Consider the following 17,214-nt stretch of genomic DNA (forward strand, 5'->3'; position numbering starts at 1 on the left):
CCGCGGCCCGCTGTGGCCGGGCGTGATCGTCGTCATGCTGGCCCCATGAAGACCATGGCAGCGGTGCTCTGGGAACTCGGCGGCAAGTGGGAGGTCGAGGAGGTCGAGCTCGACGCGCCGCGTGCGGGCGAGGTGCTGGTGGAGCTCGCGGCGAGCGGGCTGTGCCACTCCGACGAGCACCTGGTCACCGGCGACATGCCGGTGGCGTACCCGATGGTCGGCGGCCACGAGGGCGCCGGCCGTGTCGTGGAGGTCGGGCCGGGGGTCACCGAGGTGGCGGTCGGCGATCCGGTGGTCATGACGTTCCTGCCCAGCTGCGGGCGCTGCAGCTACTGCGTGCGCGGCTACACGGCGCTGTGCGACGACGGCGCGGGTGCGACGCTGGGCCCGCAGCTCGACGGCACCTACCGGTTCCACGCCCGCGGCGAGGACGTCGGGCAGATGTGCCTGCTCGGCACGTTCGCGAAGCACACGGTGGTGCCGGTCAAGTCCGTCGTGAAGATCGACGAGGGGTTCCCGCTGCACCTGGCCGCGCTCGTCGGCTGCGGTGTCACCACGGGCTTCGGCTCGGCGGTGCGCACCGCGGAGCTGCGCGCGGGTGACACTGCCGTCGTCGTGGGGATCGGTGGGATCGGTGCGAACGCGGTGCAGGGCGCCCGGATCGCCGGTTGCCGCCACGTCGTGGCGGTCGACCCGGTCGAGTTCAAGCGCGAGAAGGCGCTCGAGCTGGGCGCCACGCACGTGGCCGCGAGCATGGACGAGGCGTGGAACACCGTCTCGAGCATCACCCGCGGCCAGCTCGCGGACGCCGCGATCCTGACGACGAGCGTGGCGGAAGGGGCCCAGCTGCAGCCGGCGCTGCAACTGGTCGGCAAGCGCGGGCGCGTGGTCGTCACGGCGCTGGGCCACCCCGGAGAGGACACCGTGTCGATGTCGCTGCTGGAGCTCACGCTCTACGAGAAGCAGGTGCGCGGCGCGCTGTTCGGCAGCTCCAACGGCCAGCACGACGTGCCGCGCCTGCTGGAGATGCACAACCTCGGCCAGCTCAAGCTGCAGGAGCTGATCACCCGGGAGTACTCCCTCGAGGAGATCAACACCGGCTACCAGGACATGCGCGAGGGCCGCAACATCCGTGGCCTGATCCGCTTCTGAACCCAGGAGGACGACGATGTCCGCACGCACCGGTTTCACCAGCCTGCGCCCGCGCGGGCTGAACTTCGACTCGTTCCCGATGCGGCTGTTCAGCAAGGGCAACGGCCGTCAGTGGAACCCGGCCGAGATCGACCTGAGCCAGGACGCGCGCGACGTCGCGGCGATGACCGACGACGAGCGCTGGTGGACCTGCTCGCTCGCCGCGCAGTTCATGGCGGGCGAGGAGTCGGTCACGCAGGACCTGCAGCCGTTCCTGGGCGCGATGGCCGCGGAGGGCCGGCTGGGCGACGAGATGTACCTGACGCAGTTCGTGTACGAGGAGGCCAAGCACACCGAGGCCTTCCGCCGGTGGTTCGACGCCGTCGGCCTCACCGAGGACCTGCACCCCTACATCGCCGCCAACGAGCACTACCTGCAGATCTTCACCAAGGAGCTGCCGGAGAGCCTGCAGGCGCTCGCGCAGGACCCGTCGCCGCGCAACCAGATCCGCGCGTCGGTGACCTACAACCACATCGTGGAGGGCACGCTCGCCCTCACCGGCTACTTCTCGTGGCAGAAGATCTGTGCGAGCCGCGGGATCCTCCCCGGGATGCAGAGGATCATCAAGCACATCGGCGACGACGAGCGCCGGCACATGGCCTGGGGCACCTTCACCTGCCGCCGCCACGTCGCCGCCGACGACGCGCTCTGGGACGCCGTCGACGAGCGGATGCAGGAGCTGCTGGTGCCCGCGATGGGCGTGGTCACCGGCACGTTTGACATCAACTGCGCTGACCCGGCCTCCGGTCCTCCGCCGTTCGCGATCGACCTCAACGAGATGGCCGAGTACGCGATGGACAAGCTCGGCCGCCGGCTGGGTGCGATCGAGTCGGCGCGGGGTGCCGACCTGCGCGTCATCGATGTCGACGCGAGCCCGGAAGCCCTCGAGGAGCGCTTCCACACGGAGGATTCGGCGCAGCTGGCCACGGCGGGGGCGCCGGGCTGAGCACCACAGCAGGTGATCACTACATCGCGCCGGGTCGGTCTGCGCGCCCGTGATGGGTGCGGAACACGTCGCCGGGGTCGACGGCGCGCTTGACCGCGGCGAGCCGGTCGACATCGGCCGGTAGGTAGGCGGTGGCGAGCTGCGCGGCGGTCACGTCCGGCCCGGACAGGAAGTTCACGCAGGCCCCGCCGGTGCTCCACGGCGCCATCGCCGTGAACAGCCGGTCGTAGGCCGCGTGCACCGCAGGGACCCGCTCGGGTTCCGCGGTCGCGCCCGCGTACAGCACGAAGGCGCCGTCGCGGCGGGCGAGCGCGCTCGGCACCGCCCCGGGCCGGGCGAGCGCCCCGCCCATCAACCGCAACTCGACCAGGTGCGGCGCGTCCGCGTCGGGCCCCGCATGGCGCAGCAGCTCCGCCACGGCGGCGGCGTCGAGGGACGCGAGCATGGTGTTGCGGGCGTGGAACGGCACCGGTGTCGTCGGCTCGGCGTGGATCGACCCGACAGCCGAGTACGGCATCTCCACGACGGTGTCACTCATCGGCCGGCCACCGCCCACGAGGTCGCGGAACGGCCGCACCAGCCGCGTCCCTTCCTCGGCGCTGCCGGTGAACGCGAACCGGAGGTGGACGACGTACCGGCCGCGCAGCGCGTCGGGCAGGACGGGCAGGTCCGGCATCCGGATCAACAGCACCGACGAGCCCATCGATTCGGGCGCGGTGCGCGCCCACTCCGCCCAGGTGGTGAGGACGCGCTCGGCGTCGGTGGCGGCGAAGTGCATGCCACCCCCGTACAGCCGTGCCACCGGGTGCAGGTCGATCTCGATCGCGACCACGACGCCGAGCGTGCCCTTGCCGCCCCCGCGCAACGCCCAGAACAGCTCGGTCTCCTCGGTGGCGCTCGCCCGGCGCAGCACGCCGTCGGCGGTGACGACCTCGAGTGCGCGGACGTGGTCCACGGCCCAGCCGAGGCTGCGTCCGAGCATCCCGATGCCGCCGCCGAGGTGGTAGGAGACCACTCCGACCTCGGGCGACGAACCGTTCAGCGGGGCCAGACCGTGCTCGGCGGCCGCGCGGACCAGCGCACTCCCGCGGACGCCCGCCTCGACCCGCGCCGTGCGGGCGACGGGGTCGATCGTGATGCCGTCCATCCGGGAGGTGTTGATCAGGACGCTGCCGTCGGCGCTGCGGGAGGGCCCGTGGCCGGTCGCCTGCACGGCCACGCCGAGGCCGCGCGTGGTGGCGTAGCGGATCGCAGCGACGACGTCGTCGACGGAGGCTGCGGGCACGACCACCTCGGGCTTGTGGTCGACAGCGAGGTTGTAGCCGGTGCGCCCGGTGTCGTAGCCCTGATCGCCGGGTGAGAGGAAGTTCGTCATGCCTCGACTATCTGCGCGTTGACCTGCGGGAACAATGACGGGGTCAGCATGGACTGATAATCTGAGAGTTATGGAACGCCGGGAGATCGAGATCTTCCTGACCCTCGCCGAGGAGCTGCACTTCGGGCGTACGGCGGAGCGGTTGCTCGTCTCCCAGGCCCGCGTCAGCCAGACGATCGCGAAGCTGGAGCGGCGGTTCGGCGTCTCCCTGTTCGAGCGCACGAGCCGGCGCGTCGCCCTCACCCCGGTCGGCGCCGCGCTCTACACGGACGTCCGCGCCGGCCACGACCGCATCGAGAAGGGCGTGGCCGCGGCGGTCGCCGCGGGACGCGGGGTCACCGGCACGCTCGCCGTCGGGCTGGAGGCGCCGGCGGTGGCGGAGCTCGCCGCGGGCGCCTTCGCCCGCTTCCGGGCGCGGCACCCCGGTGTCGAGGTCGTGTTCCGCGAGACCGGCTTCACCGACCCGCTGGACCTGTTGCGCGCCGGGGACGTGGACGTCGCCGTCACGAACGCGCCGGTCGACGAGGACGGGTTCGAGGAGGGCCCCGAGGTGTACCGCGAGCCCGCCGTGCTCGCGATGGCGCGGGCGCACCGCCTGGCGGCGCGGGAAACGGTGGCGTTGCCCGACCTCGACGGCGAGACCGTCTTCCGGGCCGGCCGCCGCGCCGCGCCGTACCGGCGGGAGCCCGACCGCACCGCCGCCACCCTGCTGGACCTCATGGCGCTCATCGCCGCAGGTGAAGGGGTCTGCCCGCTGGCCGCGCACGCCGCGGACTACTTCGCCCGCCCGAGCCTGGCCATGGTGCCGTTCGCGCCGGGCTCGCCTTCGGTGCGCTGGGTGCTGTGCTGGCGTCGCGGACAGCGCACGGCCCGCGTCGCGGCGCTCGCCGCGGCCGTGTCGCCCGGGACCTGACCGCGACCCCCGGTCGAGGCGGGACGCGCGCCTCCACGTCGAGGACCTGCACCCGCCGGACGTCCCGTCAGCCGGCGGCGCTCGAGGGCAGGGTGACCCGCACCTGCAGCCCGCCCTCCCGGCGCGGGTGCAGGTCGATCGCGCCGCCGTGCGCACGGGTGATCGCGGCGACGATGGACAACCCGAGCCCCAGCCCGCGGTCCCCGGTGCGCGCCGGGCCGAGCCTGCGGAACGGCTCGAGCAGGTCCGCAGCCCGCCCGGGCGGGACGGCCGGACCGCTGTTGGTCACGGTCAGCACCACGCGGTCCCGCCCGCTCGAGGTCGAGACGCGCACCCAGCCGCCGGGCACGTTGTGACGCTCGGCGTTGGAGAGCAGGTTGACGACCAGCCGTGCGAGCAGCTCCGGATCGCCGGCGACGGTGGCGGGGGCGAGTGCGGCGTCGATGCGGATCGCGGGTGACTCGCGGTCGGCGTCCAGCGCGGTCCGCGTCACGGCAGCCAGGTCGACCTCCTCCCGGTGGTCGAGGCCCTGCTGGCTGCGCGCCAGGGTGAGCAGGGCCTCGATGATGCGGTTCTGGTGCTCACCGGAGGCGAGCAGCCGTCGCAGCGTGTCGCGCAGGGAGCCGGACGTCGCTCCCGGGTCGCCCAGTGCCACCTCGATCGTGGTGCGTTGCAGCGTCAACGGCGTGCGCAGCTCGTGGGAGGCGTCGGCGACGAACCGCCGCTGCGCGGTGAACGCGCGCTCCAACCGATCCAGCAGGCCGTCGAAGGTGTCGGCCAGCTCCTTCAGCTCGTCGTCGGGGCCGGTGGCGGCGAGCCGCCGGTCGAGGTCGTCCGCGGAGATCCGCCGCACGGTGGCCGTCATCGTGGCGAGCGGGCGGAGCACGCGCCCGGCGACCAGCCAGCCCAGCGCCAGGGAGGCCACGCCCATGACCGCGAGCGCGAGCACCGAACTGACCAGGAGCCGCTGCACGTCGATCGTGCGCTGCCCGCCGATCCGGCCCTCGGGAACGGCCGCGGTCGGCGGGGGCGCCGGGGGCTGCGGGATCGCGCCGCTCCCGTCGGGTGCCGGCGGCGCGGGGGGCGGGGACGGTGCGGGCGGGATCTCGGGCAGTGGCGCGTGCGCGGCCAGCACGTACACGAGCACGACGAGCAGGATCCCGGTCGTCAGGAACAGCCCGGTGTAGAGCACGGTGATCCGGAGCCGGACGGTACCGGTGGGCCGCCCGGGCGCCGGCGGCATCAGAGCCGGTACCCGGCCTGTGGCACCGTCTCGATCAGCGGCGGGTCCCCGAGCTTGCGGCGCAACCGGCTCACGGTCACCTTCACCGACTGCGTGAACGGGTCGGCGGCCTCGTCCCACGCCTTCTCCAGGAGGCGTTCGGCGGACACGACGGCGCCGTCCGCGGACAGCAGCAGCTCCAGCACGGCGAACTCCTTGGGGCTCAGCCCCAGACGCCGCCCGTCGCGGGTGGCCACCCGGCGGGCCGTGTCCAGCCGGAGACCCGCGTGCTCCAGCACCGGCGGCAGTGCCGGCTGCAACCGCCGGCCCAGCGCGCGGATCCGGGCCACCAGCTCGGCGAAGGCGAAGGGCTTGGGCAGGTAGTCGTCGGCGCCGAGCCCCAGGCCCGCCACGCGGTCGGCGATGGTGCCGGCCGCGGTCAGCATGAGCACCCGCGCGTCGCACCGTCGGGCGGCGAGGGACCGGCAGACCTCGTCGCCGTGCACACCGGGCAGGTCGCGATCCAGGACGATGACGTCGTAGTCGTGGATCCCGGCCCGGTAGAGCGCGGTGCCGCCGTCCAGCGCGACGTCGACGGCCATGCCCTCGCGGGCCAGCCCGGTGGCCAGGGTCCCGGCGAGTTCCTCGTGGTCCTCGACGATCAGCACGCGCACGTCTGCAGCATCCCGGGTGCCGGGTTGCGGTGGGGTCACAACCGCCGTTCCCGCGCCGAAACCGGCCGGACGCTCTGATGGCCCTCCCACCGAACGGAGGATCGAGCATGACCACACCCGCCCGCACCATCGCCGTCGTCGCAGCCGCGACCACGATCCTGACGGTCACGGCCTCGGCCGTGGCCCCGGAGGCGACCGCCGATCCGGTCGACGGCTACGTCGCGTGCATGCGCGCCCACGGCCTGCCCGGTTTCCCGGACGGCACCGTGACCGAGGACGGCCGGCTGCAGCTGGAACCCGGTGCCGGGGGCATCGACCCGTTCTCGTCCGTCTACCGAGCCGCCGCAGCGGCGTGCGACGGCGAGCTGCCCCCTGGAGCCGCCTTGCCCGTGGACCCGCAGCCGCCCTCGGCACCGGCGCCGCCCCCGCCGCCCGCGGTTCCGGGGCGCTGATCACCGGCCCACGATCGGGGCGCGCCTCCCACCGCGATCCCGCCGGGAACCGGCACTCTCGCGCGCGACCCTCGGACGGAGAGCGAGCTGCGTACTACGCCTGGGTGACGCGCTCCGCTCCATTCGGAGCAACTTCCGATCCGAACCTAACTCGCGAGTAACCCGCCCCACGGGATGTCGTTGTGCGGTTGTGGGCAGCCGGCCGCCCGAGCGTTGGCAGTGCCGGCGAGCCCCTCGGAACGGTTCGGGAGGCCTTGGTGGCGGGCGTAGAGGTGAAGGTCGAAGGGCTCTCGAAGTCCTTCGGGCGCGCCAACATCTGGTCCGACGTGTCCCTGACACTGCCGCCCGGCGAGGTCTCGGTGCTGCTCGGGCCCTCGGGCACGGGCAAGTCGGTGTTCCTCAAGACTCTGATCGGCCTGCTCAAGCCCGAGCGGGGGTCGATCGTCATCCACGACACCGACCTGGTGCGCTGCTCGGAGTCGCGGCTCTACGAGCTGCGCAAGCTGTTCGGCGTGCTGTTCCAGGACGGCGCGCTGTTCGGCTCGATGAACCTCTACGACAACATCGCCTTCCCGCTGCGCGAGCACACCTCGAAGTCGGAGTCGGAGATCCGCGACATCGTCGACGAGAAGATGGCGCTGGTCGGGCTCACCGGCGACGAGATGAAGCTGCCCGGCGAGATCTCCGGCGGCATGCGCAAGCGTGCCGGCCTGGCGCGGGCGCTGGTGCTCGAGCCCGAGATCATCCTGTTCGACGAGCCGGACTCGGGACTCGACCCGGTGCGCACGGCCTACATCAACCAGCTGATCGTCGACCTGAACGCCCAGACGGACGCGACGTTCCTGATCGTCACCCACGACATCAACACCGCGCAGACCGTGCCGGACAACATCGGCATGCTCTACCGCAAGCGCCTGGCGATGTTCGGCCCGCGCGAGGTGCTGTTGACGTCGGAGGAGCCGGCGGTGGCGCAGTTCCTCAACGGTCGCACGCAGGGCCCGATCGGCATGGCGGAGGAGAAGGACGCAGCGCAGGCCGCCCGGGAGATGGAGGAGGCGGGCCAGCTGGAAGGGCTGCCGGCGCTCAAGCCCCAGCTCCAGCCCAGCCCGGGTGTCGGGGAGCGCATGGCGGTCGGCCGCCGCCGCGACCGGGTGCTGCAGATGCTGCACACGCTGCCGCCCGCGGCGCAGCAGGCCATCCGGGACAGCTACGCCGAGGACCCGCTCCCGTACGAGCCGCCGACCGGCCCGATCCAGAAGCCGGGCCTGCCACCGAAGAGGTCCGCGGGCATGGCCTACGCCGCTCCCGAAGTCACCGACCTGCAGGGGTACGACCCCGGCTACGACGCCACCCAGTCCTTGCGGCCCTCACCCGCGTCCCGCCCCCGCTGGCGCAGGCGCTGAGGTAGTCGATGACCTCTCCCGCCCCGATCACCCGTGCGCTGACGCCGGTCGGCAGGCTGTTCGCGCTCGCCATCGACATCGTGCGCACGTCGTTCAAGCCGCCGTTCCAGCTGCGTGAGTACATCGAGCAGACCTGGTTCGTCACGAAGGTCTCGGCGCTGCCGACGGCGCTGTTCACGATCCCGTTCGGCGCCACGATCGCGCTGCTGCTGGCCGAGCTCACCCGCCAGTTCGGCGCGCAGAGCCAGACCGGCGCCGGCGCGGTGCTCGCGATCGTGCAGCAGGCCGCCCCGATCGTCACCGCGCTGCTGATCGCCGGGGCCGGCGGCAGCGCGGTCTGCGCCGACCTGGGCGCGCGGACGATCCGCGAGGAGATCGACGCCATGAAGGTGCTCGGGATCTCGCCGATCCAGCGCCTCGTCGTGCCGCGGGTGCTCGCGATGGCCACGACGGCGGTGGTGCTCAACGGGCTGGCGAGCGTGGTGGGCGTCGGCGGCGGCTACTTCTTCAACGTCATCGTGCAGGGCGGCACGCCGGGCGCGTACATCGCCAGCTTCTCGGCCGTGGCCCAGGTGTCCGACATCGTCGTGAGCGAGCTCAAGGCGTTCCTCTTCGGTTTCACGGCAGGTGTCGTGGCGGCCTACCGGGGGCTCAACCCGCCGCCGGGGCCGAAGGGCGTCGGGGACGCGGTGAACCAGTCGGTGGTCATCTCCTTCGTGCTGGTGTTCCTGATCAACCTGGTGCTGACGGGCCTGTACCTCGAGCTCGTCCCGCCGAAGGGGTCGTGACGTGGCACTGCGCAGCGGTCGTGCGCGGCGGTTGGCGGAGGTGCCGCTGAACGCGCTGGAGGAGCTGGGCGACCAGCTCTCGCTCTACGCCCGCGCCATCGCCTGGACGCCGCGCACCCTGCGCCGCTACCGGGGCGAGATCGGCCGGCTGCTCGCCGAGGTCAGCTTCGGGTCCGGCGCGCTGATCGTCATCCTCGGCACGGCGGGCGTGATGCTGTCGCTGTCGCTGTTCGTCGGCTCCCTGGTGGGCCTGCAGGGCTTCCGCGCCCTCGACTCGCTCGGCGTCGAGGCGCTCACCGGCTTCATCACCGCGTACTTCAACACCCGCGACATCGCCCCGCTGGTGGCCGCGGCAGCACTGACGGCCACGCTCGGCGCCGGGTTCACGGCGCAGCTCGGCGCGATGCGGATCTCGGAGGAGATCGACGCGCTGGAGGTGATGGCGGTGCCCAGCGTGCCGTTCCTCATCACCACGCGCGTGATCGCGGGCGTCATCGCGATCATCCCGATGTACACGATCGGCCTGCTGGCGAGCTTCGTCGCGTCGCGGCTGAACGTCACGGTGATCAACCAGCTGCCCGGCGGCACGTACGACCACTACTTCAACCTGTTCCTGCCGGTGAGCGACGTCCTCTACTCCTACCTCAAGGTGATCGTGTTCGCGATCATGGTCATCTTGATCCACTGCCACTACGGCTACACGGCGCGGGGCGGCCCCTCGGGCGTCGGGATCGCGGTGGGCCGCTCGGTGCGGCTGTCGATCGTGAGCACGGCGATCATGGACTTCTTCCTCACGCTGGTCCTGTACGGCACCGAGACGTCGGTGAGGGTTTCCGGATGATCAAGCGTCGTCTGCAGGGGCTGCTGTTCGTGGTCGTGCTGCTCGCCCTGAGCGGCCTCGCCGTCGGCGAGTACGCCGGCGCGTTCGACGCCGGCGTGCCGGTCACGCTGCAGGTCGAGCGGGTGGGCAACCAGCTCGGCGAGCGCGCCGACGTGAAGGTGCGCGGCCTGAACGTCGGCGAGGTCGAGTCGGTGAGCACCGACGGCGACGCCGCCACCGTCGAGCTGCGCATCGACCCGGACAAGGTCGGGCAGATCCCCGCCGACGTCTCGGCGCGGCTGATCCCCAAGACCCTGTTCGGCGAGCGGTACGTCTCGCTCGTGCTGCCCGACGGGCCGCAGTCGGCATCGCGGTCGGCCCCGCTGGCGGCCGGTGACGTCATCCCGATGGACCGCAGCGACGCCGCCCGCGAGGTGGAGCGTGTGCTGGACGGGTTGTTGCCGCTGCTCACCGCCGTGGAGCCGCAGGACCTGGCCACCACCCTCGGGGCGCTGTCGCAGGCGCTGGCCGGGCGGGGCGAGGACCTGGGCGAGACGCTGGTGCGGCTGCAGGAGCTGACCGGCGGGCTCCGCCCGGCGATCCCGGACCTGCAGGAGGACATCACCCAGCTCGCCGACTTCTCCGGCAACCTCGACGAGGCGGCGCCCGACCTGCTCGACGCGCTGGAGGACTTCACCGTCACCAGCCGCACGGTCGTCGAGCAGCGTGAGCAGCTGCGCGAGCTGCTGACCGGCCTCACCGGGGCCTCGGACGACCTGCGCGGCTTCCTCGACGCCAACGGCGAGAACATCATCGGGCTCGCCGACTCGGCCCGCCCGACGCTCGAGACCCTCGCGCGGTACTCCCCGGAGTTCCCGTGCCTGCTCGACCAGGTCGCGGGTCTGGTGCCTCGGCTCGACGAGGCGTTCGGTGCCGGCAGCGACCGGCCCGGGCTGCGCGTCACGCTCGAGATCGTCGCCAACCAGGGCAAGTACGTGCCGGACCAGGACGAGCCGCGCTACCTCGACGACCGTGGTCCGCGCTGCTACCCGATCATGGAGCTGAGCCCCGAGCAGCCCCCCGACGGCCCGTTCGAGGACGGGACGAAGCCGCACGACAACCCGTCGATCGGCACCCTGTACGGCGACGCGGAGGATTTCGACGCGGTGCCGACGTCCTTCGGCGGCACCGGCATGGGCGTGCCGAACTCCCCTGGTGAGCAGCAGATGGTCGCCGAGCTGCTCGCCGTCCAGGACGGCACGTCGCCCGACGCGGTGCCGGCGTGGAGCACGATGCTCGTGGGTCCGCTGTACCGGGGGACCGAGGTGACGGTGACATGACCCGGATCCCGTTCGGCCCGCTGGTCAAGTTCCTGACGCTGGCGGTGGTCGTGGCAATGGCCACCACCGTGCTCGCCCTGACCATCGCCAACGCCTCCGGTGGCGAGCGCACCACCTACACCGCCCGGTTCACCGACGCCAGCGGCTTGCTGCGCGGCGACGACGTCCGGATCGCCGGTGTCGTCGTCGGCAGCGTGGACGACGTGCGGATCGTGGACCGGCGTCTCGCCGAGGTGGAGTTCAGCGTGGCCCGGGACCAGCCGCTGCCCGCCACCGCGAACGCCTCGATCCTCTACCGCAACCTCATCGGGCAGCGCTACCTCGCGCTGGAGCAGGGTGCGGGACCGACGGGGGAGCAGCTGCCCGAGGGCGGCTCCATCCCGGTGGAGCGCACCCGGCCCCCGCTCAACCTGACCGTGCTGTTCAACGGGTTCAAGCCGCTGTTCACCGCGCTCGACCCGGAGCAGGTCAACCAGCTCTCCTTCGAGATCATCCAGGTTCTGCAGGGGCAGGGCGGCACGGTGAAGAGCCTGCTCGCCAGCACGGCCTCGTTGACCAACACGATCGCCGACCGCGACGAGGTGATCGGTCAGGTCATCGACAACCTGAACGCGGTGCTCGAGACGGTCAACGCCCGCGACGGGCAGCTGTCGGAGCTGATCAGCTCGCTGCAGGCGCTCGTCTCCGGGCTGTCCGAGGACCGCGAGCCGATCGGGGAGGCGATCGTGTCGGTCGGCGAGCTCACGGACGTGACGGCCGGCTTCCTCGCCGACGCGCGGCCCCCGCTGCGCGACGACATCGGGCTGCTGGGCGACCTGTCGGAGAACCTGAACGCGCAGGACGAGGAGCTCGAGCAGACGATCCAGAACCTGCCCGGCAAGCTCCAGACCGTCACGCGCGCCGGCAGCTACGGGAGCTGGTTCAACTTCTACCTCTGCGGGCTGTCCGGCGAGATCGGGTTGGATCCCTACCTCCCTGCCTTCGAGATCCCGGCTTTCACCAGCTCGGCGCCGCGCTGCGGCTCGGACCCGAACGGCGTGCAGGACGAGCGGCCCGAGCTGCTCGGCGGGATCCCGCCGAGCCTGCCCGACGGCGGGCCGCTGCCCGAGCTGCCGCTGCCGGAGCTGCGCCTGCCCGACCTGTCCCAGGGTGGTGGCGGCTGATGCCCGGCACCCGCAGCCCTGTGTCCATCGCGATCATCGGCCTGCTGGCGATCGCGCTGGTCACGGGGTTGGCCTTCAACGGGCCGGCGATCTTCGGCGGCGGCAGCACGTACAGCGCGGAGTTCGCCGAGGCCGCGGGCCTCGCCGACGGCGACATGGTCACCGTGGCCGGTGTCGAGGCCGGGCGCGTCGACTCCGTCGAGCTGGCGGGGGACCGCGTGCTCGTCACGTTCACGGTGGACGAGGCGTGGGTCGGCGACCGCACGTCGGCGTCGATCGAGATCCGCACCCTGCTGGGCGCGAAGAGGCTGGCCCTCGATCCGCAGGGCGACGAGCAGCTCGACCCGGACCGGCCGATCCCGCTGGAGCGCACGGCGTCGCCGTTCGACGTGGTGGAGGCGTTCGACGGGCTGTCGGGCACGCTCGACGCGCTCGACACCGACCAGCTCGCGCGGAGCCTGGGTACTCTTTCCGAGACCTTCCGCGACACCCCGCCGGAGGTGCGGGGCGCTCTCGACGGCCTGTCGCGACTGTCCACCACCATCGCCAGTCGTGACGAGGAGATCCGCACACTGCTGGCCGGCACCCACGAGCTCTCCGCGGTGCTCGCCGACCGCAATGCCGAGGTCGAGAAGCTGCTGAAGGACGGCAACCTGCTGCTCGCCGAGCTCCAGCGCCGTCGCGAGGCGATCAGCAGGCTGCTCGACGGCACGATCGCGCTGTCCGAGCAGCTGCGCGGGCTGGTGGCCGACAACCGCGAGCAGCTGCGACCCACGCTGGAGCAACTGGACCGGGTGGCCGCGCTGCTGCAACGCAACAAGGACTCGCTCGGCAAGGGAGTCGGGGACCTGTCCGTGTTCCTGCGCTACTTCACCAACGCGACCGGCAGCGGCGAGTGGTTCGACAACTACGTCTGCGCGCTGGTCCCACCGACCCTCGGTCCCATCAACCCGGGGGGCTGCTGATGCCGCTCACCACCACCGACCGCCGCCAGTTGCAGTTCACCGGCCTCGTCGCGGTGATCGCCGTGCTGGTGGCGAGCGGGCTCTACGTCGTGCTGCAGGGTCCGTCGAAGATGGTCACGGCCTACTTCACCTCCGCCACCGGGGTGTTCGAGGACAACTCGGTGCGGGTGCTGGGCGTGCCCGTGGGCGACATCGTGGAGGTGGCGCCGGAGGGCACCCGCGTGCGGGTCGAGATGCGCATCGACGACCCGGACCTGAGACTCCCGGCCGACGCCCGGGCCGTCGTGATCTCCCCGAGCCTGGTCACCGGCCGCTACGTGCAGCTCACGCCCACCTACTCGGGTGGTGCGGAGCTGCAGGACGGGGCCGTGATCCCGCTCGAGCGCACCGCCGTACCGCTCGGCGTCGACGATCTCGCCCGCACCGCGGACGAGCTCGCCGACGCACTCGGACCCAACGGTCTCAACGCCGACGGGGTGCTGTCCGACGCCCTCGACGTCGGCGCCGCGAACCTCGGCGGCAACGGCCAGGCGCTCAACGACACGATCCACAACCTCGGTGAGCTGTCCGGCACCCTCGCCGACTCCCGCGAAGACCTCTTCGGCACCGTCACCGAGCTGCAGTCCTTCGTCTCGACGCTCGCCGCGAACGACGACGAGGTGCGCGAGTTCAACGGGCGGCTGGAGGACGTCGCCGGGTTCCTCGCCGAGGAGCGGGGCGACCTGGGCACCGCGGTGCGCGAGCTGTCGATCGCGCTCGGCGAGGTGGCCGACTTCGTCCGGGACAACCGCGAGCTCGTGGGGTCCAACGTCGACCGGCTCACCGACGTCACCGCCGTGCTGGTCGACCAGCGCGACGCGCTCGAGGAGGTCCTCGACGTCGCTCCCGCCGCGCTCGGCAACCTCGCGCTGGCCTACAACGGCGCGTCCGGCACCCTCGACACCAGGGCGAACATCAACGAGCTGACCCTGCCGGTCCCGGTGCTGGTCTGCGAGCTGGTGCGCCGCGGCACCCCGGACGGGCTGCCGCAGGGCCTGTCCACCGCGTGCGGGAAGCTCGCGCCCGTCCTGGACGGCGCGCTGCCGCTGCCGAGCCCCGCCGAGGTGATCACCGCACTGCAGAGCGGGAAGCCGCCGCCCGTGCCGGGCCTGGCGCTGCCGACCGAACCCGCCGCGCCGGGGCAGCCCGGCCTGCCCGGACTGCCCGGCCTGCCGGTGGGTCCGGGCACGGGGGAGGAGCCGCCCGCGAGCGCCGAGTCCACCGAGCCGGGCGCGACGTCCCGGCCCGCGGAGGGCGACGAGGCCACCGGTTCCGCGGAGCCGACGGAGTCCGGGGACGCGGACGAACCGTCCGGGGACGACGAGCCCGAACGCGAGCGCGGCGGCCTGTCCGGCCTGTTCGGGGGTGGCTCGTGAGCCGCCGGTTGCCGGTCCGCCTGGCCGCCGTCGCCACCGCCGCGGCGCTGCTGACCAGCGGGTGCGGCGTGCTGAGCGGGGGCCTGCGCGGCGTCGAGCTGCCCGGTGGCGCCGATCTCGGCGACGACCCGTACCAGCTCACCATCGAGTTCACCGACGTCGTCGACCTCGTGCCGCAGTCGCTGGTGAAGGTCGCCGACGTTCCGGTGGGCACGGTCAGCGACATCGCCGTCGGCCCGGACTGGACGGCCCAGGTCACCGTGCTCGTCAACGGCGACGTCGCGCTGCCGCCCGACGCGCGGGCCCGCGTGCGCACCACGAGCCTGCTCGGCGAGAAGTTCGTGGAGCTGCTGGCGCCGGAGAACGCCGCGGCCGGCCGCATCGCCGACGGTGCCACGATCCCGCTGCTGCGCACGGGGCGCGCCGCCGAGGTCGAGGAGGTGCTCGGCGCCCTGTCGCTGCTGCTCAACGGCGGTGGAATCGCGCAGATCCGCACCATCGCGAACGAGCTGAACCAGGCGCTCACCGGGAACGAGACCGAGATCCGCGCCCTGCTCGACGACCTCGACACGCTGGTCGGCGCGCTCGACGACCGCAAGTCCGAGATCACCCGCGCCCTGGACGAGATCAACCGTCTCAGCGGCACGCTGAAGGACCGGCGCGAGCAGATCAGCACGGTGCTGGAGGACCTGTCCCCGGGCCTGCGCGAGCTGGAGGCCCAGCGCGGCAAGCTGGTCGACCTGCTGCAGTCGCTCGACCGGCTCTCCGGCGTGGCCACCGACGTCGTCAACCGCAGCCAGGCCGACGTGGTGGCCGACCTCGAGGCGCTGCGGCCGGTCCTCGCGAAGCTGACCGAGGCCGGGCCCGACCTGGTCGACGCGCTGCCGCTGCTGCCGACATTCCCGTTCACCGACAACTCCGTCGAGGCGTTCGGGGGCGACTACGCCAACCTGTACGTCAAGGCCGACCTCGACCTGTCCCACGTCCTCGAGAACCTCGCGCGCTCCGGGCAGCCCTTCCCCGGCCCGGACGGGCTGCCGGGGCTGCTGCCGCCCACCTCGCAGCTGCTCGGTCCGCTCCTCGGGCCGACGAGCCCGTCACTGCCGGACTTCCCGCTGCTCGGCGAGGGTGACCTGCTGCCGCTGCCGGGGGAGGTCGAGCCGCAGCCGAGCTCCGGCTCGCCCATACCGCCGGAGGACCGGACGTCCGCGCCGACGTCGGGTCCCGAGGATGAGGACGAGGACGAGGGCGGCGGTCTGCTGGGCGGCCTGTTCGGAGGTGACCGATGATCACCAAGATCGTCCGGCTGCAGTTGGTGGCGTTCCTGGTGGTCACGATCGCCGGAGTGGGCTACGCGGGGTTCCGCTACGCGGGCTTCGGTGACCTGTTCGGCATGACCACCTACCCGGTGCGCGTGCAGCTCGCAGCGTCGGGCGGCATCTTCACCGGTGCCGACGTGGCCTACCGCGGCGTGAGCGTCGGCCGCGTCGGGCCGCTGAGCCTCACGCCGGAGGGCGTCGAGGTGCAGCTGGACATCCGCAAGGACGCGCCGGCGATCCCCGCCGACGTCGACGCGGCCGTGCGCAACCTCTCCGCGATCGGCGAGCAGTACGTGGACCTGCAGCCGACCAGCGACGGCGAGCCGTACCTGCAGGCCGGATCGGTGGTGCCGGTGTCGCGGACCACCACGCCCGTGCCGGTGGAGGAGCTGGTCGTGAGCCTGGACGACTTCGTCCGCTCGGTGCCGCTGGACTCGCTGCGGACCGTCGTGGACGAGCTCGGCGTCGGGTTCGCCGACACCGCGCAGCCGCTGCAGAAGCTGCTCGACACCACCGACCTGTTCACCGAGGACGCCGTCGAGGCGTTGCCGCAGACCGTGCGGCTGATCCAGGACGGGCGCACCGTGCTCACCACGCAGAACGAGGTGTCCGGCTCGTTCAAGAGCTTCAGCAGCGATCTCGCGCTGCTCGCCGACCAACTGGCCGAGTCCGACCCCGACCTGCGCCGGCTGATCGAGACCGGTCCCGAGGCCTCCACCGAGGTCCGGGCGCTGCTGCGCGACAGTGGCAGCGAGATCGGGCAGCTCGTCGCAGACCTGCTCACCGTCTCCCGAGTGGCGCAGCCGCGCCAGGACGGGCTCCAGCAGCTGCTCGTGACCTACCCAGGTGTCGCCGCCAACACCTACACGGTGGCCCCGGGCGACGCCTCGGTGCACCTGGGGCTCGCGATCAACCTGTTCGACCCCTACGCCTGCACGCGCGGGTACGAGAGCACCGACCGCCGTGCCGGCAACGACGTCGAGGAGGTGTCGCAGAACCGGGAGGCCTACTGCGCGGAGCCCCCCGGCAGCGAGATCAACGTGCGTGGCGCGCAGAATGTGCCACGAGCGCAGACCCCGATGCCACCGGCCGACGCCCCGTCGGGTCCCCCGGAGGAAGGGCTGCCCGCCGGAACGGTGCCCGCCGAGCAGGACCGGGCCGTCGCGGCGCCGCCGCTCAGCTCCCTCGCCCAGATCCTGCTCGGTTGACCCACCCGAGACGCGAACGT

The 17,214-nt window shown here is 72.5% G+C and carries 15 protein-coding genes and 1 pseudogene; 13 read left to right on the forward strand and 3 right to left on the reverse strand.

Annotated elements, in window-relative coordinates; all coding sequences use genetic code 11:
• The first annotated feature begins 45 nt into the window (after positions 1-45).
• Together CFP66_RS20350 and CFP66_RS20355 are read left to right on the forward strand one after the other, a co-directional pair.
• On the forward strand, positions 46-1,152 hold the full coding sequence (locus CFP66_RS20350) for an NDMA-dependent alcohol dehydrogenase (RefSeq protein WP_094926626.1): 1,107 nt from the start codon (positions 46-48) through the stop codon (positions 1,150-1,152).
• 10 nt (positions 1,153-1,162) lie between these two features.
• Positions 1,163-2,137 (forward strand): annotated as a pseudogene (locus tag CFP66_RS20355) (R2-like ligand-binding oxidase); the annotation flags it as partial.
• 19 nt (positions 2,138-2,156) lie between these two features.
• On the opposite strand, the gene CFP66_RS20360 reads toward CFP66_RS20355, so the two are convergent.
• Positions 2,157-3,512 (reverse strand): FAD-binding oxidoreductase, encoded by a 1,356-nt coding sequence (locus tag CFP66_RS20360; RefSeq protein WP_094926630.1) that lies wholly within the window; start codon positions 3,510-3,512, stop codon positions 2,157-2,159.
• 70 nt (positions 3,513-3,582) lie between these two features.
• Between CFP66_RS20360 and CFP66_RS20365 the strand changes: the two genes are divergently transcribed.
• Positions 3,583-4,425: a LysR family transcriptional regulator gene (locus CFP66_RS20365; RefSeq protein ID WP_094926632.1), complete on the forward strand. Its 843-nt coding sequence runs from the start codon at positions 3,583-3,585 to the stop codon at positions 4,423-4,425.
• Positions 4,426-4,492: 67 nt separating this feature from the next.
• On the opposite strand, the gene CFP66_RS20370 is transcribed toward CFP66_RS20365, so the two are convergent.
• Entirely contained in the window at positions 4,493-5,668 is a 1,176-nt protein-coding gene (locus tag CFP66_RS20370; protein ID WP_094926634.1) for a HAMP domain-containing sensor histidine kinase, read from the reverse strand.
• The gene (locus CFP66_RS20375) at positions 5,668-6,321 is read right to left on the reverse strand and encodes a response regulator transcription factor (protein ID WP_094926636.1); all 654 of its coding nucleotides are present in this window, start codon (positions 6,319-6,321) and stop codon (positions 5,668-5,670) included. The genes CFP66_RS20370 and CFP66_RS20375 overlap by 1 nt, the downstream gene beginning before the upstream one ends.
• A gap of 107 nt (positions 6,322-6,428) precedes the next feature.
• Between CFP66_RS20375 and CFP66_RS20380 the strand changes: the two genes are divergently transcribed.
• From CFP66_RS20380 to CFP66_RS20425, 10 genes are all read left to right on the forward strand, one after another.
• Positions 6,429-6,773, forward strand: coding sequence for a hypothetical protein (locus CFP66_RS20380; RefSeq protein WP_094926638.1), 345 nt, complete (start codon positions 6,429-6,431; stop codon positions 6,771-6,773).
• Between the two features lie 257 nt (positions 6,774-7,030).
• Complete coding sequence (locus CFP66_RS20385) at positions 7,031-8,176, forward strand: ABC transporter ATP-binding protein (RefSeq protein WP_094926640.1); 1,146 nt, start codon at positions 7,031-7,033, stop codon at positions 8,174-8,176.
• Positions 8,177-8,184: 8 nt separating this feature from the next.
• The gene (locus tag CFP66_RS20390) at positions 8,185-8,964 is read left to right on the forward strand and encodes an ABC transporter permease (protein ID WP_094926642.1); all 780 of its coding nucleotides are present in this window, start codon (positions 8,185-8,187) and stop codon (positions 8,962-8,964) included.
• A 1-nt stretch (position 8,965) separates the two neighbouring features.
• Positions 8,966-9,805 carry an ABC transporter permease gene (locus tag CFP66_RS20395; RefSeq protein WP_094926644.1) on the forward strand — a complete coding sequence of 280 codons (840 nt, stop codon included), beginning with the start codon at positions 8,966-8,968 and terminating at the stop codon, positions 9,803-9,805.
• A complete protein-coding gene (locus CFP66_RS20400; RefSeq protein WP_094926646.1) occupies positions 9,802-11,124 on the forward strand; it encodes an MCE family protein in 1,323 nt (440 codons plus the stop codon). Before CFP66_RS20395 ends, CFP66_RS20400 begins: the two co-directional genes overlap by 4 nt.
• On the forward strand, positions 11,121-12,287 hold the full coding sequence (locus CFP66_RS20405; RefSeq protein WP_094926648.1) for an MCE family protein: 1,167 nt from the start codon (positions 11,121-11,123) through the stop codon (positions 12,285-12,287). The genes CFP66_RS20400 and CFP66_RS20405 overlap by 4 nt, the downstream gene beginning before the upstream one ends.
• Positions 12,287-13,252, forward strand: a complete 966-nt coding sequence (locus tag CFP66_RS20410; protein ID WP_094926650.1) for an MCE family protein — start codon at positions 12,287-12,289, stop codon at positions 13,250-13,252. Before CFP66_RS20405 ends, CFP66_RS20410 begins: the two co-directional genes overlap by 1 nt.
• Entirely contained in the window at positions 13,252-14,667 is a 1,416-nt protein-coding gene (locus tag CFP66_RS20415) for an MCE family protein (RefSeq protein ID WP_094926652.1), read from the forward strand. The genes CFP66_RS20410 and CFP66_RS20415 overlap by 1 nt, the downstream gene beginning before the upstream one ends.
• Positions 14,664-15,956, forward strand: coding sequence for an MCE family protein (locus CFP66_RS20420; RefSeq protein ID WP_233159569.1), 1,293 nt, complete (start codon positions 14,664-14,666; stop codon positions 15,954-15,956). The genes CFP66_RS20415 and CFP66_RS20420 overlap by 4 nt, the downstream gene beginning before the upstream one ends.
• Positions 15,953-17,194, forward strand: a complete 1,242-nt coding sequence (locus CFP66_RS20425) for an MCE family protein (protein WP_094926654.1) — start codon at positions 15,953-15,955, stop codon at positions 17,192-17,194. The genes CFP66_RS20420 and CFP66_RS20425 overlap by 4 nt, the downstream gene beginning before the upstream one ends.
• Positions 17,195-17,214 lie beyond the last annotated feature (20 nt).

The organism is Pseudonocardia sp. MH-G8 (assembly GCF_002262885.1).
Classification (GTDB): Bacteria; Actinomycetota; Actinomycetes; order Mycobacteriales; family Pseudonocardiaceae; genus Pseudonocardia.